This window comes from Ornithinibacillus contaminans (genome assembly GCF_001038425.2).
GTDB classification, from domain to species: domain Bacteria; phylum Bacillota; class Bacilli; order Bacillales; family Amphibacillaceae; genus Ornithinibacillus; species Ornithinibacillus contaminans.
On record NZ_LDPV02000050.1, the window covers coordinates 1 to 23,815 of the forward strand.

The following is a 23,815-nucleotide window of genomic DNA, read 5'->3' on the forward strand; positions in this document are numbered from 1 at the left end:
CAGCACAGGGGTGACATCTGCTCGAAACTACCTCGCAGTGTCTACCTTGCCGCGGGGGCTGCTGAGCCTCCTCGCGCTGAAAAGCAGTGCGCCTGTGTCTGCTAGTATCGCTTCGGAGTATGCTTCCTCAGCGCAAGGGAACGAAGAAGGTTATTCAAGTAGCACCCTCACTGCGGGGTCTCACCTAAGCCCTTCCTCCCGCAGGAGTCTACGTATATTCCCTACGCTGAATCAGTGCATTGTTCGTCCTTGTATCTTCTCATTTTACTTATGTCCCAGCCTGTTTTTATGAACACGAAAAATTACTCTTTTTATTTCCAATGATTCATTGTAAACTATTGCTATTGTGGATAAAGAAGGAAGGTTACACCTTTGGGAAAAACGTCGACGAAGAATTTAACATTATTTGCGATTACATGGCCAATTTTCATTGAAATACTACTGCATATGCTGATGGGTAATGCAGATACATTAATGCTTAGTCAATACTCGGATAATGCCGTTGCCGCTGTTGGCGTCTCTAATCAAATTTTATCCGTTGTCATTGTAATGTTTGGTTTTGTTGCACAAGGTGCCGCGGTATTAATTGCACAGAATATCGGTGCCAATAAACCAAAAACGGCAGGAAAAATAGCAATCAACTCATTAAGCTTAAACTTGTTATTTTCTATTCTATTAAGCTTGGTCCTATTTTTGTGGGCAAAACCTATCTTAACGATGATGGATTTGCCGAATGAATTAATGGATGAAGGGCTTGCCTATATGCAAATCGTTGGTGGTCTTATTTTTGTTCAAGCGCTCATTATGACCACTGGCGCAATTTTAAGAAGTTATGGGCATACAAAAGATACGATGGTTGTTACGATTGGGATGAATATCCTGAATGTCGTCGGAAACTATTTTGCTATCTTTGGGCCTTTTGGATTCCCAGTACTTGGTGTAGAGGGAGTTGCTTACTCTACTGCTATAAGTAGGTTTATCGGATTTATCGCCCTTGTCATTCTATTAATCAAACGGACGGATGGCGAGCTAGACTTCAAAAACTTCTTCCGTTATGAGAAAATGCATGTTAAAAGCTTGTTGAAAATCGGGGTTCCATCTGCTGGCGAGCAGTTGTCCTATAATGCAAGCCAAATGGTAATCACGTACTTTGTCGCACAGCTCGGAACAATCGCGATTACGACTAAGGTTTATACGCAAAATATTATGATGTTTATTTTCTTATTTTCCGTGGCAATCGGTCAAGGAACACAAATATTAATCGGACACATGATCGGGGCAGGAAAAATAGAGGATGCTTATGAACGTGCTCTAAAAAGCTTACGAATCTCCATCTTTATCTCGCTTGCCACGGCAGGTATCGTCTATCTTGTTGCTGGATCATTCTTGGGGATATTCACAGATAATGCATCCATTATTGAAGCTGGAACAACATTATTACTTCTAACCATCATTCTAGAACCGGGCAGAGCCTTTAACTTAGTTATGATCAGTTCACTAAGAGCAGCTGGTGATGTGAAGTTCCCTGTTTATATTGGTATTGTGGTGATGTGGGGTATCAGTGTAACGTTTGCTTGGTTCTTCGGCATATTCCTTGGGCTTGGGCTAATTGGAATATGGATTGGGTTCATTGCAGATGAATGGTTGCGTGGTGTCTTAATGCTTAGAAGGTGGAAACAGCGTAATTGGGTTCATATGAGCTTCGTGGATAAAACGGAAGCGACTGAATAGGCATGAATATTGAAATACACATTCGGTAATGCTATCATTCAGGTGGTTCCACATTATTTCACCTGAAAGAACGTGATACAGTATGGGTATTGTCGTAGTTGAACTATGTGATGGTAATGCTATCACTAGATTAAATATAGAAGAAATTATTGAAAGTGAGTTTCCTGAGGTTGCTGTTCTAACCAGTGACTGTTTATCGTTTTGCGGGCTATGTCGCGTAAAACCGTATGCACTGGTGAATAACAGACGTATCTTTGGTCAAACGCCCGAAGAATGCTTGGAAAAAATTAGAGCTGCTATCAAAGAAGAACTAGCCATTTATCAATAAGGCTAGTTCTTTTTTGACTTTTTTTGTTTTAAATCGACAGAATTTATTTCCAGGGAAATAAATTGTCGGATGGTGCCATTTATAGGCTGGCTTTAAAGATTTCGATAGAATCCTGCTCCGTTAATGTCTTAAAGGTTCCATATTCAGGACGTGCTACCACTGTTTTTTCTGCCATTAGTTCAACAGATTCTGCATCAATTTGATAGTCTGCCAATCTAGACGGTGCACCTATGCTATTCCAAAAAGCACGTAACCCCTCAATTCCTTCTAAGGCAACTTCCCGATCGGTTTTCCCTTCTGTGCTTACTCGGAATACACGCTGTGCTAACTGTTTGAATCGACCAACATTTTCATCTTCCAGCACGTGCTTCATCCAATTCGGGAATAGAATCGCTAAACCACCACCATGTGGGATATCATGAACAGCACTAACGGCATGCTCTAAATTATGCGTCGCCCAGTCGCCACGGAATCCCATATTTAGCATGTTATTTAATGCTAATGTACCGGAGAGCATAATTGTTTCTCGTAACTCGTAATTTTCAAGGTCTTCTAACAGTTTAGGAGCTGTTTCCATCACGGTAAGTAAAATGGATTCACAGAAGCGATCCTGAACAGGTGTATTGGTTGCTTGGTGGAAATAATGTTCTAACACATGTGACATCATATCCACAATTCCGTAGATAGTTTGATCTTTTGGAACTGATGCTGTGTGTGTTGGGTCAAGAATAGAGAATTTCGGGTATGTATAAGGCGCTAGCCCCCAGCCATGCTTCTCATTCGTTTCCCAATTGGTAATAACCGACCCACTATTCATTTCAGAACCTGTTGCTGAAAGCGTGAGAACTGTACCAAATGGCAAGGCATCGTTCGCTTCTGCTTTCTTGGTCACAATATCCCACATATCGATATCCGTTTTGGCACCGACCGCAATCGCTTTTGTACAATCAATTGTACTTCCGCCACCAACCGCAAGTAGGAAATCAATACCTTCACGCTTACATATCTCCACACCTTTACGTACGGTAGAAATGCGTGGATTCGGTTCGACTCCAGCAAGTTCAAAAACTACTGCATCGATTTCTGCTAATTTTGCCATTACATTATCATAAATGCCATTGCGTTTAATGCTGCCACCACCATACACAACAAGCACGTTTTTACCATACTGCTTCACTTGATTTGGGAGCTCCGCTAATTGCCCTTTCCCAAAAATTAATTTCGTCGGATTATAATAAGTGAAATTATCCAATTTATACTTCCTCCTTACGCTTTTTTGTAAACAACTGCATCGATTTCAACCAAAACATCTTTCGGTAATCTACTTACTTCAACTGTCGCACGTGCAGGGTATGGCTTCTGTAAGTAGCTGCCATAAATTTCATTTACCTTTGCAAAGTCATTCATTGAGGCTAAATATATTGTAAATTTGGATACCTGTGAAAAGCTTACTCCAGCTTCTGTTAAAATGTGGTTTAGGTTTTGCATAACCTGTTTGGTTTGTGCTTCAATGCCAGAAGCAATTTCACCATCTTGTGGATTAATTCCGATTTGACCAGATACAAAAAGAAAATCTCCCGCCTCAATCGCCTGTGAATATGGGCCAATCGCAGCAGGTGCTTTGTCCGTATAAATTTCCTTTACCATCAATGAACCTCCTTCGTTACTGTTGTTTAAATAATAGCTTTTTTAACTGGATATATCCAGTGATGGGCTCTTTACTGTTCAGTTGCATCAGGAACATATTGCATCACTGCCTGAACATAGTAAATATCGCCATAACAAGCATTATACTGCTTTGCTTCTTTTCGCAAACACGAATAAATGGATTGATCAGGAGCGTTTTGATACATTTCTCTTGAAAATTCAATTGCTATATCCTGTGAATATTGTTCCTTTTGATTCTGCACATACTGAATAAATCCTTTTCCAAAGTTATAGGATTGAATCGCAAGTTCGATGTCATACCCAGCGGTCTCCAATGTTTCTGAAAAATAATATACACCTTGTTTAATGGATAGCTCCGGATCTTTTATACAACCAATTTTCCCGCAATAGCTTTCAGATGCTTGCATCGGGTCTGATCCTCTACCTCCTGATTCCTGCATCATAATCGCTAGTAATACATCCACATAGCTTGCCACATGATATTGCTGGGCATACTTTTCTATCAGCGGTTTATAGTTTTGAACCGCTTCACTAATAATGGGTTGCTCTGGCTGTTCTAGTTGTTCATTTGCAAAATATGAGATGCCAACCAATACTACTATTAGAGCAACTACTAAGGTAGTTGTTTGTTTTATTGCTTTTTTCGTTTTCTTGTTCATTCCCCATCAACTCATTTATCTCGTATTCGTTATCCACATACTAACATATTCGCATGTCAATATTTCGTATTGTTTCTTTTTTTATACTACAAAATATTGAGGTTATCCTCATTTTATCCACAGGTTGTGGATAAAAAAACAATCTCTAAACTATTGTCGGTGTATAGTACCCTTTGGAAATAGCGCAGTATTCATCTGTTTACTTATGAGCCAACTTTTACTTAAACAACACCCTATTCCGCCATTTACCGAATCTAAAGTATAAGAAGGCGATGACACTACTGATGATAAAGCTAGCACCCATTCCGATGGCGATACCAGTATCTCCAAAAACTTTAGCCGCTAAATAGGATAGCGGATACCGGAGCACCCAAAACGATATGATGTTGAGTGCTAACACTTGATACATAGCACCAGATGCGCGAACAACGCCATTTAAAATGAAGTTTATCCCTAAAAATGGGTAACAAAGTGCTATGATTCGCAAGTACTTTGCACCAAATTGGACAGCTTCTTCTTCCTGTATAAATAAACGTACCGCATACTCTGCAAAGATTACAGTTAACAACCCAATCCCAGCCATGATAACGAAATTATAGAGTACGCCGTATTTGGCAATTTTATTAACTCGGTCCCAGTTCTTCACCCCGATATTTTGACCAGCCATGCTGGCAACTGACGTACCTAATGCATGAGCAGGTAGCATAATGATACTATCTAATCTACCAGCTGCGCCAAATCCACCAACTACTGGTGCGCCAAAGGTCGTTACGACACTCATGATAGCAGCCGAGCCCGCGGAAATCACAGACATTTGTAAACCAGATGGTATACCTAAATTCAGGATTAGTTTAATATCCTGTAACTTCGGCAGCCTTGGGATCGAAAACGGTGCGAGCTTCTTCCGCAATACATGAATAATTCCATATAAAAAGGCAACCCCTTGCGAAATTATGGTCGCAAATGCAGCACCTTCCACTCCCATATCAAAATACGCAATAAACAATGGATCCATCAACACATTTAATAGAACAGCAACCGTGACAAAACGAAGAGGAGTTTTACTATCTCCTAAAGCCCTTAGCACGGTACTAATAAAGTTGTACCCAAATAAAAATAACATTCCAAGAAAATTAATTTGCAAATAAGCTGTTGCACTTTCCATAATGATCGCCGGTGTCCCAAGTAATGACAACAAGGACTCTGCAAATATAAAACCAATACTTCCTAACGCGAGTGCCATTACAGTTAACAGGACGACAAAGGCATTCAAGTATCGTTTCATGCCCTCTTGGTTTTTCTGTCCCTTTTGCTGAGATAGAATTGTTAATGCTGCATTATTCATTCCAATAATAAAAGAAAGCACGGTAAAAATAATGGTTCCAGAAATTGCTACGGCACCTAACACATCAGCACCCAATAAATTTCCTACCCATAGGCTATCCACTAATTGATACGACGTCTGCAGTAAATTAGCTAGCATAATTGGCCCTGAAAAGGCACGTAATTGTTTGAAAATATTACCTTGGGTAAAATCATGTTGCTTTTTCATAAAAAACTACCCTTCTTTTTTTCATTACCATCATTCTATCATGACATTACAAAAAGATGGATTCCTCACGATTTGAGAAACCCATCCATTTTCTTATTTAGATTCTGTTTGTAGCTGCTCCTGTGATCCGCTGTCACCTTTAAAAATAAATTGGTAAAGTAGCATCACAGCAAATAATACAAGACCAACGATATCCGAATAGCCTTCTGGGTACATCAGGAGTAGTCCTGTCACGATAGAGATAACTCGTTCCACCCAATTAAGGTTCTTATACCAATAACCAATTAACCCTGCACCGATGGCAATCATCCCGGTTAGAGCGGTAATCAATATCCAAATAACACCTAACCAAGTTGTATCAATCATCAGCATTTCTGGATTTAGGATAAACATATACGGAATAATAAACGCAGCAATCGCAAGCCTTGATGCATTAAATCCAGTTTTTATCGGATCGCCACCAGAAATTCCAGATGCCGCAAATGCAGCAAGCGCAACTGGCGGTGTAATATCTGCCACAATACCAAAGTAGAACACAAACATATGTGCCGCTAACACTGGAATTGCCACCTCAGGATGTTCATTCATCGCTAAGATTGCGGGAAGTGCAATCGTAGATGTGATGATATAGTTCGCCGTCGTTGGGGAACCCATTCCTAAAATAATCGATGTAACCATCGTAAAGAATAATGTTAACAACAGTTGCACGTCTACATTTGATGTAAGCATGCCAGCGATATCAACAAGACCATTTCCTAATTTCAACCCTAGACCAGTCTTCGTTACGACCCCAACAATCATCCCCGCACACGCCGTAGCTGCGGCAACGCCTAAGGCAGTACGCGCACCAGATGTTAAGGCATCAACAAATTTTCTCGGTGTAATTCTCGTTTCTTTCAAGAACAGGCTGACAATAATTGCGGAAAGAATTCCTAACAGCGCTGTTCGTTCAATACTGTATCCCATAAATAATAGGACAATGATAACAAATACTGGTAGTAATAGATGTATTTTTTTCAATACAGATTTTTTGGATGGAATTTCACTTTCGGGAAGACCTGTTAATCCTGTCTTTTTCGCTTCTAAATGCGTCATAATCCATATTCCCGCAAAATATAGTATGGCCGGAATGATGGCTGCTTTTGCAATCTCCCAATATGGTACCCCAGCAAACTCAATCATTAGAAACGCTGCTGCACCCATGATTGGTGGCATGATTTGTCCACCAGTAGAGGCAGCTGCTTCAACCGCACCAGCAAATTCCTTCCGGTAACCTAATCGCTTCATGAGTGGAATCGTGTACGAACCGGTTGTTACGGTATTGGCTACCGAACTACCAGAAATCGTTCCATTTAATGCACTAGAGAAGATGGCCACTTTAGCCGGCCCACCTGTTCTTCTCCCAGCAATCGCAATCGCTAAATCGTTAAAATATGTTCCAACACCTGTTTTCACTAAAAAGGCACCAAATAATAAAAACAAGAAAATAAATGTAGAGGATACCTTAAGTGGTGTCCCAAGAATACCATCGGTTGTAAAGAACATCGAATTGATTAATTGATTAAGACTTAAGCCCCGATGTGCTAGCATGCCTGGCATATACTGACCTAGTAGTGCATAAAGCAAGGCTAGACCAGCAATTATTGTAATTGGAAGACCAACCGCCCGCCTAGTCGCTTCTAGCACTAGAAGGATAGCGAGTCCACCAATGATCATTTGAACCCCAGTAATCCCACCAATTTCTTGTACAATCACATCATAAAAAACGGGCCAATACAAACAGACCACTATCGATATCAATGCCAGTATATAGTCATACCAAGCAACCTTTCGCTTATCTCCTTTTTTCCTAGCAGGGAATAATAGAAAAATTAAGGCAAGGGCAAAGCCTAGATGTATTGTCCGTTGTATATAAGCTGTATACGCACCGAAATAACCGGTATATAACTGAAACAACGAGAAAGCAAGCAACAAAACAAAAACTATAATGGCAGCTGTCCCCTTTAAACTACGGGTATTCGACTCTGTATCGTATTTTTGCATCAATGCTTCTTGCTCTTCTGGTGTTAATTCTATTTTTCCATTTATGTTATGTTCACTCATGGATTTTCACTCCTCTCAACAAATCCCATAATGATAATTGGTCAATCTTAATTGTATATATGGCACCTGGTTCAAAATAATCTCGAAACCATACCATATGTTCTTGTTGGGCTCCCCAAACCAGGCGATGCTTTGGAACCGTCTTTCCGTTTCGCAACACAATCGAAGGAAATATTCGATTCATATCTTTTATATGGTACTTGCCGTCCTCATAAACAAATGTTTCACCAGCCCCAGCATTTGCTGGCATACCAATTCCATAATGCTCATAGATTATTTCGGCCTGGCGAATCGAATGATCTGGTAAAACTTCGTACATTTCAACAACATCTGTTAGGTGAATGGAATGTGTAAATATAATTTGAAAGTTGTCCCCCTCTTCCACTGGAAGATAGGCAGCAATTTGATTGGTATTTTCTTTATAAAATACTAAGGCAGTTCGTAGAGGAACTAATAAAATGATTGATAGGACGACTAGTAGGAGAATACTAATGATGAATCGCTTGTTCGATAGGAAACGCATTATCTTCACACACCTGATAATTTGAAAGAAATGGACAGACCGGCTATAAAGCCTACAATAGGCTCAGCCGGCCTCACCTTTTCGCTCACATCTGTGAACTTATTCGGATAATAATCCTTCTTCTTCAAAATATTTTTTCGCACCTGGGTGAAGATCAATTCCAATACCATCAAGTGCCGTTTCTTTTGTAACCATTTTTCCTTTTTCGTGTGTAATCTTGCTAGCATTCTCATACAGTGCTTTCGTTAGGTCGTATACGTCCTCTTCAGAAAGGTCTGCAGATACAGCTAACATCGCAATTACTGCCACGGTTGTTACTTCTTCATCGATACCTGTGTATGTGCCAGCAGGAATGACGTCCGCTGCATAGTATGGATGTTCTGCAATTAATGCATCAATTTTGTCTTGTGCAATTGGTACAATTGCAATATCAGTTGTTGCACCTAATCCTTCTACACTACCTGTTGGTGCTCCAGCTGTAATGAAAGCCGCATCAATATTACCATCTTGAATTCCACCTGTAGACTCTTCAAAGTCAAGGTCTTGTGCCTCAATATCTGCATCTATATCTAGGCCATGCGCAGCTAAGATTTGGCTAGCATTTACATAGGTTCCAGATCCTGGTGCTCCGACAGAAACCTTTTTACCTGCTAGGTCTTCAACAGAGGTAATACCTGAATCTGCGGATGTTACGATTTGAATCGTTTCTGGATATAAGGATCCAATCGCCAATACATTATCAACTGGATTACCTTCAAATGAATTGGTTCCTTCCACTGCATTAGCCATAACGTCCGTCTGTGTGAATGCAATATCAGCATCACCTGAAGCAAGATCTGCAATATTATCCGCGGAAGCGTTTGAAGCTGCAGAAGTAACTTGCAAATCTGTTTCATCTGATATGATGTCAGCAATTTGTCCACCTAATGGATAGTATGTACCACCAGTACCACCAGTTAGTAAGGATAACTGCTTACTACCACCACACGCCGCAAGCGCTAAAGCTAACACTAAAAGCGTTGCAAACGAAAGGATATACTGTTTCCTTTTCATAATAAAATCTCCCCCTTATTTTTTTCCTAGGTACTATTTTACTTGCATTTGCCCATTATTGTCAAACTATTGCTAAAACTATAGCCTAAAAATTATGAAAAAACCTTACAATAAAGCGATTTCATTTGCGCAAATTAATAATTTTAATTTTATTACAAATTATCGAAATAATATGATATTATAGTAGCAACCATAATTTCACAAGGGAGCTGATGATTGGTGCTACAGCCTTCATTTGACGGTAGATATTCAAAGAAATCCTGTTATATCCACTTTCTCAGGTAAATAGCCTTTGCTTTTCATCAAAATGAAAACGCTATCAATTTTAATCATGCTAGCCATTAGACTGTCTAGGTTAATCACGTCTACATTAAACGATAGCATCTTGACAATAGTATGAAAATTCCATAGACTAAGATAAATCAAGCAATATGTCGTTAAATAGTTCGCTAAATAAGAATACGTAATTGCGCCATTAATTGACAGAATTTTCTTTATCTACTTTAAAATTCATGGAAACTTAGTCGTTAGCTTGTTTCATAAACAATTTTAGCCAGCATTCACTTTGGGGAGGGAAGATAAGTTGAACATAAAGGTTGCCGTTTTCGGGAGAAAAGAACTTGTTGATCGATTTTCAAATTACATAAAAAAGCATTCCGAGGTGGAAGCAATTCCATTTATATACAAGAAAGCGATGGAAGCACCACACTTAGTGGAAAAAGCTTTCATGTGTGATGTTTATTTATTCCTAGAGGCACTACCTTATTTATATGCCCAGCATAAAATCACAAAAAAGCGATTACCAACTATCCAGGTTGCTTTTGATGAATATATGATTTTGACATCGTTCTACCATTTAAAGAATGTCCATCAAGAAGCATTGAGACGATTATCCATTGATGTCGTTGATTCTAGACATGTATCGGAAGTTCTCTCGGAATTAAATTTAAGTGATGAAACTATTTATACCGTAACTTATCAACAAGAAACTACCATTGACATCGATCAAATTGTTACTTATCATCAGAAGCTTTGGGATGCGGGTAAGATAGATTATGTGCTCACATCATTACATGAGGTTAAAGAAAGTCTTCAAGCAAAGGGAATTCCAACATACCAGATGGTTGTCCCAAAAATCAATATCGAAAAAGCAATTGAAGAATGTAAATCCATTGCTACATTAAACACTAGTAAAAGTGCGCAAATTGTAGCCGGGTATGTACGCATTAAAAATCGGGAGACTATTGCAGAACAAAAAGGTGCGGAACAACTTCATGAGCTACAGCTTCGCCTGTATCAAATTTTACTAAAGTTTGGTCATAAAACTTATGCTTCTGTTCTCACCAATAATGATAACCAATATGTTATTTTTGGTACACGTGGTGTGTTAGATCATATCACTAATCATTATCGCGATTTCCCGTTACTGAAGGAAATGGAAAGCGTTCTTCATACACCGATTGAAATTGGCTTTGGCTTAGGTTTAACTGCCAGACAGGCGGAAGATCATGCGAAGCTAGCACTAGACGCCTGCTCACGAGATGATATTAGTAGCTGTTACATTGTTAATGACCGACAAGAAACAATTGGGCCGCTCGGTGTTCGAAAGCATTTTGATACATCACAGCTTTATCAAGCGCTCATTCATAAGGCCAAATTAAACAATGAGTTGTCGTATAACTTTATTGACTTTGTACAGCTGCGGAATAATGAACCATTTTCTTCGAACGATATTGCTAATTACTACCGTGTAACAAAACGAAGTGCTGAGCGTACGGTTAACAAATTACTTTCTGGAAATGTAATTAAAGTAGTTGGGAAAGAAAAACCCTATGTAAAAGGTCGTCCACGAAAATTATTTCAGATTAATGTTTGAATAATAAGAGCCTGGGACATAAGTACTTTTGACAAGATATAATCCGAACTTGTGCGTAATACCCGCTTCGGGAATTAGTGCATGGTTCGTCACTTTATCTTTTCATTTTACTTATGTCCCAGGCTCATCTTTATTAATAAACTATTAAAACCCAACACTAAAACATCTCTAAATACTCAACAAGGCCCGAACATCATCTTCACTTAGGCTCGATAGCATCGTTTCGCCTGGTTGAACGACTTTATCGATTAGTTCGCGTTTCTTTTGCTGTAATTCATATATTTTTTCTTCAATGGTCCCTTCCGTTATGAGGCGGATAACTTGCACAACATTTTTCTGACCGAATCGATGGGCACGCCCAGTTGCTTGATCTTCTACAGCCGGATTCCACCATAAGTCATATAAAATTACCGTGTCTGCTCCGGTTAAGTTCAGACCAGTTCCACCTGCTTTTAGGGATATTAAGAAGATATCCTTCTCCCCCTGATTGAATCGTTCACTCATGGTAACCCGCTCTTGTGATGGTGTTTGACCACTTAAATAGAAGAAGTCAATTCCTTTTTCCTGTAGCTTTTCCATGATGATCTCATGCATACTCGTAAACTGGGAGAAGATCAACATTCGCTTCCCGTTAGCAATCGCATTATCCACCGTTTCCATTAACAGATCCAGCTTGCCCGATTTCCCTTGATAGTTCTCAATAAACAAAGAAGGATGACAACAAATTTGTCTTAGTCGGGTTAAACCAGCGAGTATTTTCATGCGATTCTGTTGAAAGCCGCTTTCTTTAATAGATTGCGCTGCTTCTTGTTGAACCTGCCGTAAATAGCCAACATATAATTCCTTTTGCTGGTCGGTTAGTTCCGAGACACTTACAGACTCAATTTTATCTGGAAGCTCTTTTAATACATCCTTTTTTAAGCGACGTAAAATAAATGGCTTTGATATCGATGCAATTTTCTCATGAGATAACTGCTTAAAGGTCTTTTGATTGGGCATTAGACCCGGTAATACTACTTGGAATATAGCCCACAGTTCTTCAATGGAATTTTCGATTGGCGTACCACTAAGGGCAAATCGTCTACCAGCCTTTACCTCACGAATTGCTTTCGAAGTTTTCGTTGCGTAATTCTTAATATACTGAGCCTCATCTAAAATCATCGTTTGGAAGGTCAACTCCCGATAAAGCGCAATATCCTGTCGTAATGTCGCATACGATGTAATCCAAACATCTGCATCGGTTAAGGTAGTGATTCTCTCCTGTCTTTCTTGCGGAGTTCCCGTCATAATAGCTACCTGTAAATCCGGTGTGAATTTTTCGAATTCATTTTTCCAATTATAGACTACTGAAGACGGCGCAACAATTAAATGCGGATGTACCCCAGACTCAGAGGCGATATAGGCAATACTTTGCAGTGTCTTCCCAAGCCCCATATCATCCGCCAAAATTCCACCTAAGTGATAATGACTTAGTGCTTTAAACCATTGGTAACCTGTCAGCTGATACGATCGAAGTGATGCTTTTAAGATACCTGGTAGCTCATACTGCTGTTCTTCCGGTTCTTTTAACTGATGAAGTAGCTTACGAAAAGCTGGATCGTAATTTTTCTTCGTATCAATCAGCTCATCGATTTGCGTTCCCCGATAAACAGGCATTTGAATTTTCCCGTCCTGTACATCGCTCTTTTTAATGTCCATGTTTTGGAAAAAATCATGGATGGATGTGAATTCTTCTCCTTCTAGCGAGAGTATTTCCCCGCTTTGCAAACGATAATACCGCTTCTTCTCGATAACAGCATCTAATATCTTCGTGATTTCTTGATCATTTAAGCCCTCAATATCAAATCCAATTTCTAATAAATTCGTGGAGGACTCCATGCTAACCGTTGTTCTAGGAACAGGCTCATTTTCGATTATAAAGCTGCGTACTTCCGCTGTTAGGAACAATTCAACATATTCATCGAGAACTGGTAGCACATTATATAAAAAGTCATATAGCTCCTCTTCGTCAGCATCGATAAATAACTCCCGACCATTGTAATGAAAATTAGCATGCTCAATGAGCTGCATGATTTGCTTTTCTTTCTCCACGTCGCGAATAATGATAACGTCATGATCTTCTCTTCCACTAAAAGGATCAATCACATGATCCCCATAATGGTATTCCAGCTTCCCAATAACCCAGTCCATTTTTGACTCCAAATAGAGTTTAGCCCGAAGTGGGACTTGGATTATTTCCGATGATACCGTTTCTGAAATTTCTACTTCTCCTACCTTTTTCAACGAAGGTAGTACCTCCGATAAAAACGAATCTGCCTGTTTTTTCGATATGGGAAGCTGTTGATCGATACTTCCAAACTGTGATACAAGTTCTATGATTGGAAGCTGTTCCTTCTTCGGAAAGTAAAAGGTCCCCTCATAAAATAACAGTTCATAGTTTTTGAAATAGACGCTGTCCTCTACTTCGTGCATGGTTAACAGCAAATCATCCCGTTCATTTTTGTTTAGCGCAAAATGGTACGGCAGGATTCCTTTTTCGATAGAAGGATTCGTATAGATATTTGTATTGCGAAACTGTCTTGAATTCCCTTCCACCGTAACGTCACGTTCGATCAATTTATCCAAAAGGGCTTCGGTAACTAGTGGTGGAATCATGATAGATCGCTTGTCATTCACGTTGCCGCGATAATGATAAACATGGTAGCCATCGTAAATTTTTTCATTCCGAGCAATCGACCCTAAGATGTCAAATATCTCTTTATCCGCCGACTGCAATGCATGCTGACTCGGAGAATAGGTAAACATTTTCGTGAAAAAGTGATCATTGCCAGCAAGTACATCGAGAATAAATTGCTTAGCATCCTTTACAACATAGTCACGATTGACACCGGCTTTTAATTCGATTAATAGATTTTTATCATATGACCATTTCACGACATACGAAACATTTAGTTCTTCTTTTTGCGGGAGAATATCACTTAGCTCTGCTGTTTGTGCAACATTACTAAGCGCCCGGATAAAACGATTGGTAATTTCGTAATCGTAGTTAGAATATTGTTCATTGTTGGGTGCTTCCTCATTAACAATTCCGATTAACGTCGCTGCAATATGCTTGCAGGATTCATACGTTTCAAATGCTGGGCAATCACAATACGTATGAACAGATCCTCTCTCTAAGTCTTTCATATTAATCTCGACAAAATATTCTTCGGAGCCATGCACGGTTGCTGTCCACACATTATAATTTATGTCATATGTTAAGCCCATAACCTTCCCACGATTGTAATATTCTAACCCTCGTTTATAGATCAATGATGGGAAGAGCTTTTGGATATTGATATCACTCAGTTTCTTCAAATTCTATTAACCTGCCTTTTTTTCACACGCTTTTCTTCTATTGTATAGGAGTTTTCGCATTTTTTAAACCTTGGAATCTGTTACTAGGATGGGGAAAAATGTAGTAGATTATACTTTGGTTATAAAAAAGAAGCTGAGCAAGTATTTTTTCGAAGATAGTAGGCGAACGCGAGTATATATTCTCCACGATGAAGTCGTCATCGGTCGTCTTATTGTCTTCTCATTTACTTTGAACTCAGCTTCTTATGTACTACTGTTGACTTGCTTGTTGCTTGTTGGTACGAATGACGATGATAACGTAGATGATCATTGCTACAACAATAGATCCCGCACCAGTAAGATAAATAGCTCCATAGTTAAATAGAAAGGCTATTTGCCCAAATATTAATGCACCTAATCCGATCCCTAAATCAAAGAAGGAAAAGAAGGTCGCATTTGCCATCCCTTTTCGGTTTCCTGCCGCTTTTTCAACAGACCATGCCTGTAATGCTGGCTGTACACTCCCGAACCCTAATCCATAAAGACCTGCAGCAAGGAGCAATATAAACGTGTTTGGTAGCCAGGATAGAAGTATCATGGCGATAAAAATCATTACCGTTCCAGGTAGGAATACATATAAGTGCCCTTTTTTATCATAAATTTTACCCGCGAAGGTTCTCGAGATTAATAGAAAGGCAGCATAGACTAGAAAATAGGTTTCTATTCCGGTTACATGTTGTTCAATCGCATGTAATGGTAAAAAAGTAGCGATTCCACCAAATGTGAAGGTAATAAATAATACTAATATGGCTGGTTGAAGCGCTGATTTTTCAAACACATCAAATCTCGGCGTGACTGTTTTTTCCACTGATTGCTCCACCTTTTTATAGTGAACCTTTGCCGATAATAAAAATGCTACTAAACCAAAAATCGCACAAATCAAAAATAGCCACGTAAAGGAAATCTTTCCCGCAAGTGCTAATCCAAGCCCCGGACCAAACGCAAGTGCAATATTACCGGACAGCCCAAAATAGCCAAGTCCTTCCCCACGCCGACTTGCCGGTACAATATCTGTTGCGATTGTTCCAGTTGCTGTAGTGGATAGTCCCCACCCAATGCCTTGAACAACCCGCATTATTAGTAAAAAGGCAATGCTTGCAATAAATGCAAATGAACCGATTGACACGACAAATATAGCCAATCCTGTCATATAGACAAATTGTCTACCTCTACTTTCCAATGCATGACCAGCATATGGTCGCATTAATAAGGCAGAAAAGGTAAATATCCCAACAATTACACCAACTAATTGATCACTGCCACCTAGTTCCTTTACGAACAGTGGGAGTGTAGGTAAGGACATCTGAAAGCCGAAAAAGATAAAGAAATTGGCCAGACAGATGAAGATGAAGTCTCGCGTCCAAATCCTTTCTTTACTTTGCTCTGCTTGTTGTACGTCCAGTTGTGCCCCCATAGTTTTCTCCCTTCCTTCGATACTCGAAATATATTATACAGCAGGACTATGGGAAATGGAATGATTAAAACTCCATCATACCTCGTCATTTCTGATTATGATTCGGAAGTAGGATATAACGACATATCTGAAGAAAATTAGGTATTTCGGCATTGTTACATGTATATATTTTACAACTGCTATGGTATACTGAAAGAAGATAAAAAAATGAGCCCAGTAATACTGGACTCAAGGCGATAAGCGGTTCCCCCAGGGAAATCGGCCACAGTTATGAATAGACCTTTCCAATTGTCTTGTCAGGGCTAATGGGAAGGTCTATTTTATTCTTTGTGGATTATAGCTACAATTAAGGAAAGAAGCATCAATAAGAGTGTTCCAAAATCCCCTAGTAAAGTCATGACTTCATACATCCTCAAAGGCATCACCCCCGTTTTTGTAAAGGGTTAGCCGACCATCCTAAAAGAACATTATCTTGTCCTTGATTATAGCATAGCTTACCCAAAAACACGAACATATATTCGTGTTTTGTGGGTGTTGAAGCAAAAATTTTTGGGTTTAACCAAACCGTTACCAAAAAAAGAACCCTGAGCATCACTCAGAGTTCTTCTAGTTTCACTTAAAACATTCCGACAACAAAGTCAGCTAATACTAGCATTACTAATGATACGCCCCACGCGATTGTTGTTGGGACAGACCATACTAGAATTTGTTCCTTCACATCTTTAATTCCTAGCATTCTATTTACAACCCAGAATAAGCTATCGTTAAAGTAAGAGAAGATCATCGCACCTAGTGCAGCTGCTTGTGCTGCTAATACAAGGTTTACATCTAGTGTTGCTACGATTGGTGCAGAAATGGATGCAGCTGTGATCATCGCAACTGTTCCACTTCCTTGTACTAAACGTACGAAGGTAGCAATAAAGAATGGTACTAAGATAGCTGGGATTGACCATGTTGCAATTTGTTCTGCGATAAAGTCACCAGTTCCACTTACACGTAGAACGTTACCTAATGCTCCACCAGCACCTGTAACTAAAAGGATAATACCGGCAGTTTTGATTCCTTCTTCCATACGATCCAATGCTTCTGTTTGGCGTAGGTTACTAGCTAAGGTGTAAATAGCTACGATTAAACCAAGTGCTACTGCGATAACTGGGTTACCAAGGAATTGTACATACGATAACACGGTATCATTGATTGCAAAAATCCCTGCATCGTTTAATGCACCTAATGTTGTGTTTAAGAAAATAAGAATAATCGGTAATAGAATTGGCATAATTGCTTTCATAAATGAAGGAAGGTTTTTCTCTCTTTCATCTACTTCGTCTAAGAATTCTTTATATACTTCTGCTTCTGTTAAGCGGACAAATCCATCGCCATCTTCTTCTGGAACTTGATGAATTTTCTTACCAATCCATTTTGCGTATAATACCCCAACTATAATAATCGGAATAGAGAAGAGTAATCCAGCAATGATCATCATACCTACATCTGCACCGAAAATACCTGCAACACCAAGCGGTCCTGGAGTTGGTGGTACCGCATGGTGAGTTGCAGCTAATCCAACCGCTAACGCTACACCTAATGCAATAACTGATTTACCTGTTTTTCTAGAAAGAGCTTTTACTAAAGGCTGTAAAATAACAAATGCTGAGTCAACAAAGATTGGAATGGCTACGATATAACCTGCAACTGCCATTGCCCACTCTTCTTTGCGTTTTCCAAGCTTCTTAATTAATGTGTAGGCAAGCTTTTCAGCTGCTCCTGATACTTCTAAAATACGTCCCATCATTACCCCTAAACCGATAATAATACCGATGGAGGCAAGGGTACTTCCAAAGCCGCCAGTTATAGCGCTTACAACCTCGGTAGGATTCATCCCACCTACAATACCTGTAACAGATGCCGCAATTAGTAACGCAAGAAATGCATGAATCTTCGTTTTTAGTACAAAGAAAATTAATAAGGCAATACCTAAAATAAGTCCAATCATCATTTGTGTTCCTGAAACTTCCATGTTTTTGTCCCCCTTGATGTGTAATGGCTTACATTCATGTTATAAATAGACTGAGGATGATTAGGCATCCTCAGTCATACTAGAATTAGCCTATAATTATGTTTTATCTATTTATTTTATGCCATTGTTTCTGCAGTAAATCTAGGTGCGTATTGTGCAGCTAGTTTAATACATTCTTCCATGCTGACACTTGCAGCGATGTTTTTACCTGCGATATCGAATGCTGTACCATGGTCAACAGATGTACGTAAGAATGGTAGACCATTTGTAATCGAAATCGTACGGTGGAAGTCTGTCATCTTCGCAGCAATGTGTCCTTGGTCATGGTAAAGTGATAATACTGCGTCGAATTTTCCGTTTAATGCATGATGGAATACAGAATCAGCTGGAACTGGGCCGACTGCATCGATACCATCTTCAACAGCAGCTTCAATACCTGGACGAATTTCTTCTACTTCTTCCATTCCGAATAATCCACCTTCACCACTATGTGGGTTTAGACCAGCAACAGCAATCTTGCGGCTTTCCACACCAAGACGTTGAAGCGCTTTGTCACAACGACCTAGGTAGTCGCGCACGCGTTCTTTTGTCATTTGTGCAATTGCATCCTTTACAGACAAGTGACGAGTTAGGAAGAAGATACGCATGTTGCGAACTTCAAACATGGTTAATGGATCTTTAGTATTTGTTAAGGATTCAAGCATTTCTGTGTGACCGATGTAAGGTACACCTGCAGCTTTTAGTGATTCTTTGTTGATAGGTGTAGTAGCTAGTGCTTTTACTTTACCTGCTTTTGCTAGATTAACAGATGTTTCGATATATTCGAATGCAGCTTTACCACATTGTGCTTGCACAACACCATATTCTAACGTATTGATATCAATGTTATTTAAATCAAGTAAATCAACAGTACCATATTCGTAGCGTCCTTCTTCTGGTGAAGAAATAACGTTTACCTTCAAATCTTTTTCTACGATTTCAATTGCTTTGGTGAATACTTGTGCATCCCCAACAACTAGCGGCTTACACATGTCATAGATTTCTTTGTTTGCTAGTGCTTTTGCTGTAATTTCTGGACCTATTCCTGCTGGGTCACCCATTGGGATTGCGATTGTTTCTCTTACTTGTGTCATTTAACTGCACTCCTTTTTGTTTTTAAGTATTTTACACTTGCATAAATCGATTTTTTATCGCCGACCATACCGCCTTTTGTGACGATTGGCAGACCTGGAAAATGACCGCCGATTAAGGTGCCATAGGCTGCTAATGGTAGCACTTCATCCTCTAACTTGATCCCGTTAGCCATACTTAATGCACATAATGACGCGGTAACATCACCACCACTTGTGAAGCAGCCTTGAATTGGATAATCGGTTTGCTCCATCACAAGTCTTGTAATTTTCGCAAGACCATCGGTGATTCGTTTTGCTAGTGCATCTTGTGTAGTATTCTCACGAGCAGCAATGGATTTAAAGTCTACTAGACCATTGCCTTCTTGATGAGTCGTTATTATTAAGACATCATCTTCCTTGATTCGCTCCAATGCAATTCGAAGTGCTCGATTTACTTCCTCTTCCCAGCTCTCTTGCATCGTTGCTAATTTTTCAGCAGAAACATAGACTGGTGATGCATTAGTTTTATCTTTTAAATATCGTAGCTGATGACCAGATAGACTTGTGACACTTCCAACAGTTACAATTACTTTACTTTGTTCTGTGTGTTGGTGCGTGTAGGCTTTGGAATATGCAGCTGTTAGTGGACCTGGATCCACTGGGACAAGCTTCACCTCTTTGATAAGTGCCATTGCCTCTGCAATTTCTTCCACATCTTCATCCGTTACTGCATCCACCACTATAATGCGGTTACCTAATGCGATTTGTTCCTCAATCGCTAGTTTAATTGTTTCCATATCAGATAGAACTGTATCCAATCCAATACTTCCAACTGAAAATTTACTTTGTTCCTCAATGATGGCTGGAACATAAGATTTGGTAATTGGCATGACAGGATCCTTGGCTACATCGGTTTCCTGAACTGGAATTCCGTCAACTAGTAAGTAGCCTCCCGAGCATACTCGCCCTGAATCCGGGAATGACGCGACAACAATCGCAACACTGTTTTCTCCCACTTCGTCTAATACCGTATCAATTTCTAAGCCAATTTTCCCACGAACCGTACTATCAATACGCTTACAAATTACTTTAGCGCCCCACTCATGGAATTTTTGAGTTGCACTTTTAACGCGATTGACAACAATATGGTCTGACGCATAGCGTGAATCCGTATCAATACATACCGCATTCAATTCTTCCATTTCTGGAATAGTATCATTAAATACAACGGTTGCGGAAGTGAATCCCTGCTTGCTTAGTCGGACACCAGTTGCATTTGCGCCTGTTAAATCATCTGCAACAACCCCAACTTTCATGATGTCTCACCCCTCTTTTACAATATCTCTATTACGTCGGATAATTCATTTCTTGCTTTTTCGGATAAATTATCATCCGTTATAAAACCAGTTAAATCATCCAAATCACATACTTTGGAAAATGCTCGTTCATTGATCTTACTTGAATCGGCAATTAGCCACGTCGTTTCTGCTGCTTGAATCATTAACTGTTTAACTAACGATTTTTCGAATGCAGGAGATGTAACACCTGCTTCGATATCAATGGCATGTGCTCCCAAGAAAAACAAATCCACATGAATTTGTTTTAAAAAGTTATGGGTTTGCGGTCCGAATAATGCGCCAACATCATTCTGCAATTCTCCCCCGGTGACAATCACCTTCAACTTACTATCCACTAACTCCGCCGCGATCTTAATATCATTTGTAATAATAGTAAGATCCTGTTTGGATTTTAATCGTTTCGCAAGCTCTAATGTTGTTGTTCCTGAGTCTAATAGAATTGTTTGCCCTTCATGAATAAGGGAAACCGCTTTATCCGCAATCACTTTCTTTTGTTCTGCGTACCGACTTTCTTTTGCCAAGAAAGGGGTTTCAGTAATGAGCGGCTTTGTACCAACTGCACCACCATGGACACGAATCACTTGTCCTTCTTCCTCCAAGTAATCTAAATCTCGTCGAATCGTCATAGGCGAAACGTCTAACGCTTCAGATAATGAATCAATTTCAACTTTACCTTCTGCTTGGATTTTATCTAAAACCCATTTTCTTCGTTCTGATGGTTGCATAACATCAGTCCTTTTTACTTGATAATGTTTCATGTATTATCATTAATTACACTGTTATTATGTTACTTTATCACAAAAATGTCAAGAATAATTGTTAATTTTTTTCAAAGTTTGTTCAAAGTTAACATTATCGCTCGAAAAAAGGCTGGAACAAAAGTGTTTACAGGAAGCCAAAAGCTGACGATTGATGCATACTACACGCTTCGAAAAGTCGTTTTTCTTTCTTCCCTTGTCACTTATGTTCCAGCCATAAACGATACTAGTTAGCGATTACGCCACAGGCGATGCGGTCACCAGCATTCCCCGCTGGTTGTGATTTATAATCATCCGCTTTCGAATGAATCATTAATACTGTTCCATCTGATCCTAGTAAGGAGTTTTCTTTTCCCGTTTCTAATGTCACCATTTCCGCTAAAACTGATGTAGCTACGGTTCCATCTTCTTTCACTTCTATGTTTGGTAAGTCTCCAGCATGCGGGCCTTCAGGATGTTTGAATCCATGCTTGGCATTGGTTGGATTAAAATGGCTACCGGCTGATTCAAACGTAGGGGGTTCGCATAGTCCCTTTTCATGAATATGAAATCCATGTGTTCCAGGTGGCAAGTCCGTTGCTTCTATACTAATACGAACTCCATCTGATTCCTGTTTTAGTGTAGCTTCCCCTATTTTGTCACCGTCCGTGTTAACCAGTGTGACTAATAGGCTATTAATGGGTTCCTTCTGCACACCCGCTGTTTCTATGCTAGTATCTTCTTCCTTTTCCTTTTCATTAATATCATTCTTTTGGTTATCCTCATCCATCCACGTAGCAAATAGCCCTACTGTTAGAATTGCAATCCAAGTTATCCATCGAATCGTCACGTTCATCCCTCCAGTTGTTATTTTTCAAGATTATTGTGTACAAGAATATCTGGAATAAACGTAAAACATTCATTTATACTAAAAAGGAATGAAAAAAGGGGGAATTTTTATGGGTATTTTTGATGGGATGATGGGAAATGCTTCCGAGATTAACAGTCAGACTGCAGAAAAAGAGCTTGGTCAGTTGCTCTCGCCACAAGAGCAAGTTGAGCATGCTTATAAGCTAATCCGTGATTTAATTATTTTTACCAATCGTCGATTAATCCTTGTCGATAAGCAAGGCGTAACCGGAAAAAAAGTAGCGTATCATTCTATTCCTTATAAAAGCATTACACATTTTTCCGTTGAAACTGCAGGTACATTTGATCTGGAGGCCGAGCTAAAGATTTGGCTATCAGGATCAGACGCACCAATCGAAAAAACCTTCAATAAACAATTAAACATCTATAAGGTACAACAAGTACTTGCGGATTATGTTTGTTAATCGTACAAAAAAAGTTGGCCTTCGATTAGGAAGACCAACTTTTTTTGCTTTATTAATTTATTTATGCAACTGCTACTTTTTTGTTATGTTTGCCAAGTGGTGTGTGTTGTTTTACGAATGGGATAACCCATCTGTCTAAGCCATATCGACCTGCGTTGAATCCAGCAACGATTAGGAATACGGTTAGTAATACCATTTGAGCGTTTGTGCTAACTGTTCCACTGAATAGGAATGCGAAGTTCATTGTGATACCCATTAGTGCTGCAAAGTTAGTGAAGATACCTAGGATTAACGCGATACCTACTAATACTTCTCCCCACATTACCATAAAGCTGAATAATTCTGCGTTTGGAAGTGCTACATGTTCTAGGAATGTTGCCCACCAGCCTTGAACTGCTGGATGATCTCCACCTGCACTTGCGATTGCTCCTTGTAAGAATCCACTTGCATCAAATCCGCCACCTGTTAATTTTCCAATACCCGCTGTCACCCAAGCATAACCAATGTAGATACGAATAATTGCTAATACTCCTGCTGCTACTTTATTAGTACGAATGAAGTCCATCATCTTACATCCATCTCCTTATTATTTAGGTTTGTTTACTTGCTCAACATTTCACAATATATTGTAAAGGTGTTTCCTTATTACACTTTGATAATACCATGGCATTTTTTAAACGTAAATAGTTTTTGCTCATTATTTCACAAAAAGTTTTCGTTTGTGACAGAAGCGTGAACACAGGGCACCATTAGGCTGTTTTACTGTTTAAGTAAATACTTAAAAAAGCGCTTCACAACAACGTTTCATTGAAATATATGGTTGACCAACCTTTAAGGAAATGAAATACTTTAGTTATGAAGTAGCTAAAAAGCGGGAACTTTTCCAGTCATAAGACGTATTACATTTTGGAATACTATGCGTTCCTATCTACTACCCAAAAAATAAAGGAATTG

General features: G+C 39.4%; 19 protein-coding genes. 4 read left to right on the forward strand and 15 right to left on the reverse strand.

The features are described 5' to 3' along the window. Window positions 1–372 precede the first annotated feature (372 nt). Complete coding sequence (locus tag JF53_RS13240; protein ID WP_047982074.1) at window positions 373–1,731, forward strand: MATE family efflux transporter; 1,359 nt, start codon at window positions 373–375, stop codon at window positions 1,729–1,731. Between the two features lie 82 nt (window positions 1,732–1,813). Next, complete coding sequence (locus tag JF53_RS13245) at window positions 1,814–2,059, forward strand: DUF1450 domain-containing protein (protein WP_047982075.1); 246 nt, start codon at window positions 1,814–1,816, stop codon at window positions 2,057–2,059. A 79-nt stretch (window positions 2,060–2,138) separates the two neighbouring features. Here JF53_RS13245 and JF53_RS13250 read toward each other — a convergent pair whose 3' ends face one another. The 7 genes from JF53_RS13250 to JF53_RS13280 all read right to left on the reverse strand — a co-directional run bounded on the left by JF53_RS13250 (window position 2,139) and on the right by JF53_RS13280 (window position 9,617). Continuing rightward, a complete protein-coding gene (locus JF53_RS13250) occupies window positions 2,139–3,311 on the reverse strand; it encodes an iron-containing alcohol dehydrogenase (RefSeq protein WP_047982076.1) in 1,173 nt (390 codons plus the stop codon). A gap of 14 nt (window positions 3,312–3,325) precedes the next feature. Further along, window positions 3,326–3,706 carry a RidA family protein gene (locus JF53_RS13255; RefSeq protein ID WP_047982077.1) on the reverse strand — a complete coding sequence of 127 codons (381 nt, stop codon included), beginning with the start codon at window positions 3,704–3,706 and terminating at the stop codon, window positions 3,326–3,328. Window positions 3,707–3,777: 71 nt separating this feature from the next. Next, window positions 3,778–4,386 (reverse strand): lysozyme family protein, encoded by a 609-nt coding sequence (locus JF53_RS13260; protein ID WP_047982078.1) that lies wholly within the window; start codon window positions 4,384–4,386, stop codon window positions 3,778–3,780. Between the two features lie 217 nt (window positions 4,387–4,603). Next, complete coding sequence (locus tag JF53_RS13265) at window positions 4,604–5,938, reverse strand: MATE family efflux transporter (protein ID WP_047982079.1); 1,335 nt, start codon at window positions 5,936–5,938, stop codon at window positions 4,604–4,606. A 93-nt stretch (window positions 5,939–6,031) separates the two neighbouring features. Beyond that, on the reverse strand, window positions 6,032–8,041 hold the full coding sequence (locus JF53_RS13270) for a TRAP transporter permease (RefSeq protein ID WP_047982080.1): 2,010 nt from the start codon (window positions 8,039–8,041) through the stop codon (window positions 6,032–6,034). Beyond that, window positions 8,034–8,564, reverse strand: coding sequence for a DUF1850 domain-containing protein (locus JF53_RS13275; RefSeq protein WP_053071974.1), 531 nt, complete (start codon window positions 8,562–8,564; stop codon window positions 8,034–8,036). Before JF53_RS13275 ends, JF53_RS13270 begins: the two co-directional genes overlap by 8 nt. A gap of 99 nt (window positions 8,565–8,663) precedes the next feature. After that, complete coding sequence (locus JF53_RS13280; RefSeq protein WP_047982082.1) at window positions 8,664–9,617, reverse strand: TAXI family TRAP transporter solute-binding subunit; 954 nt, start codon at window positions 9,615–9,617, stop codon at window positions 8,664–8,666. A 583-nt stretch (window positions 9,618–10,200) separates the two neighbouring features. Between JF53_RS13280 and JF53_RS13285 the strand changes: the two genes are divergently transcribed. Beyond that, window positions 10,201–11,493 carry a hypothetical protein gene (locus JF53_RS13285; RefSeq protein ID WP_047982083.1) on the forward strand — a complete coding sequence of 431 codons (1,293 nt, stop codon included), beginning with the start codon at window positions 10,201–10,203 and terminating at the stop codon, window positions 11,491–11,493. 168 nt (window positions 11,494–11,661) lie between these two features. On the opposite strand, the gene JF53_RS13290 is transcribed toward JF53_RS13285, so the two are convergent. The 7 genes from JF53_RS13290 to JF53_RS13320 form a co-directional block, all read right to left on the reverse strand. Continuing rightward, window positions 11,662–14,850, reverse strand: a complete 3,189-nt coding sequence (locus JF53_RS13290; protein ID WP_047982084.1) for a DEAD/DEAH box helicase — start codon at window positions 14,848–14,850, stop codon at window positions 11,662–11,664. 250 nt (window positions 14,851–15,100) lie between these two features. After that, entirely contained in the window at window positions 15,101–16,303 is a 1,203-nt protein-coding gene (locus JF53_RS13295) for an MFS transporter (protein WP_047982085.1), read from the reverse strand. A 616-nt stretch (window positions 16,304–16,919) separates the two neighbouring features. Then, a complete protein-coding gene (locus JF53_RS13300) occupies window positions 16,920–18,320 on the reverse strand; it encodes a GntP family permease (RefSeq protein WP_047982086.1) in 1,401 nt (466 codons plus the stop codon). A gap of 116 nt (window positions 18,321–18,436) precedes the next feature. After that, entirely contained in the window at window positions 18,437–19,453 is a 1,017-nt protein-coding gene (gene pdxA / locus JF53_RS13305) for a 4-hydroxythreonine-4-phosphate dehydrogenase PdxA (RefSeq protein WP_047982087.1), read from the reverse strand. Further along, window positions 19,450–20,748: a four-carbon acid sugar kinase family protein gene (locus tag JF53_RS13310; protein ID WP_047982088.1), complete on the reverse strand. Its 1,299-nt coding sequence runs from the start codon at window positions 20,746–20,748 to the stop codon at window positions 19,450–19,452. Before JF53_RS13310 ends, pdxA begins: the two co-directional genes overlap by 4 nt. Window positions 20,749–20,765: 17 nt before the next feature. Next, window positions 20,766–21,515, reverse strand: coding sequence for a DeoR/GlpR family DNA-binding transcription regulator (locus JF53_RS13315; protein WP_047982089.1), 750 nt, complete (start codon window positions 21,513–21,515; stop codon window positions 20,766–20,768). Between the two features lie 259 nt (window positions 21,516–21,774). Then, complete coding sequence (locus tag JF53_RS13320) at window positions 21,775–22,383, reverse strand: superoxide dismutase family protein (RefSeq protein ID WP_047982090.1); 609 nt, start codon at window positions 22,381–22,383, stop codon at window positions 21,775–21,777. Between the two features lie 103 nt (window positions 22,384–22,486). On the opposite strand from JF53_RS13320, the gene JF53_RS13325 reads away from it, so the two are divergent. Further along, window positions 22,487–22,861 (forward strand): PH domain-containing protein, encoded by a 375-nt coding sequence (locus JF53_RS13325; protein ID WP_047982091.1) that lies wholly within the window; start codon window positions 22,487–22,489, stop codon window positions 22,859–22,861. Window positions 22,862–22,922: 61 nt separating this feature from the next. Here JF53_RS13325 and JF53_RS13330 read toward each other — a convergent pair whose 3' ends face one another. Then, on the reverse strand, window positions 22,923–23,429 hold the full coding sequence (locus JF53_RS13330) for a DoxX family protein (RefSeq protein ID WP_047982092.1): 507 nt from the start codon (window positions 23,427–23,429) through the stop codon (window positions 22,923–22,925). Window positions 23,430–23,815: the final 386 nt, after the last annotated feature.

Excerpts from the sequence above, each read along its gene's own strand:
- JF53_RS13245 (WP_047982075.1), top strand. The coding sequence starts at position 1,814 with ATGGGTATTGTCGTAGTTGAACTATGTGATGGTAATGCTATCACTAGA.
- JF53_RS13255 (WP_047982077.1), bottom strand. The coding sequence starts at position 3,706 with ATGGTAAAGGAAATTTATACGGACAAAGCACCTGCTGCGATTGGCCCA.
- JF53_RS13260 (WP_047982078.1), bottom strand. The coding sequence starts at position 4,386 with ATGAACAAGAAAACGAAAAAAGCAATAAAACAAACAACTACCTTAGTA.
- JF53_RS13265 (WP_047982079.1), bottom strand. The coding sequence starts at position 5,938 with ATGAAAAAGCAACATGATTTTACCCAAGGTAATATTTTCAAACAATTA.
- JF53_RS13270 (WP_047982080.1), bottom strand. The coding sequence starts at position 8,041 with ATGAGTGAACATAACATAAATGGAAAAATAGAATTAACACCAGAAGAG.
- JF53_RS13275 (WP_053071974.1), bottom strand. The coding sequence starts at position 8,564 with ATGCGTTTCCTATCGAACAAGCGATTCATCATTAGTATTCTCCTACTA.
- JF53_RS13280 (WP_047982082.1), bottom strand. The coding sequence starts at position 9,617 with ATGAAAAGGAAACAGTATATCCTTTCGTTTGCAACGCTTTTAGTGTTA.
- JF53_RS13295 (WP_047982085.1), bottom strand. The coding sequence starts at position 16,303 with ATGGGGGCACAACTGGACGTACAACAAGCAGAGCAAAGTAAAGAAAGG.
- JF53_RS13300 (WP_047982086.1), bottom strand. The coding sequence starts at position 18,320 with ATGGAAGTTTCAGGAACACAAATGATGATTGGACTTATTTTAGGTATT.
- pdxA (WP_047982087.1), bottom strand. The coding sequence starts at position 19,453 with ATGACACAAGTAAGAGAAACAATCGCAATCCCAATGGGTGACCCAGCA.
- JF53_RS13310 (WP_047982088.1), bottom strand. The coding sequence starts at position 20,748 with ATGAAAGTTGGGGTTGTTGCAGATGATTTAACAGGCGCAAATGCAACT.
- JF53_RS13315 (WP_047982089.1), bottom strand. The coding sequence starts at position 21,515 with ATGCAACCATCAGAACGAAGAAAATGGGTTTTAGATAAAATCCAAGCA.
- JF53_RS13320 (WP_047982090.1), bottom strand. The coding sequence starts at position 22,383 with ATGAACGTGACGATTCGATGGATAACTTGGATTGCAATTCTAACAGTA.
- JF53_RS13325 (WP_047982091.1), top strand. The coding sequence starts at position 22,487 with ATGGGTATTTTTGATGGGATGATGGGAAATGCTTCCGAGATTAACAGT.
- JF53_RS13330 (WP_047982092.1), bottom strand. The coding sequence starts at position 23,429 with ATGATGGACTTCATTCGTACTAATAAAGTAGCAGCAGGAGTATTAGCA.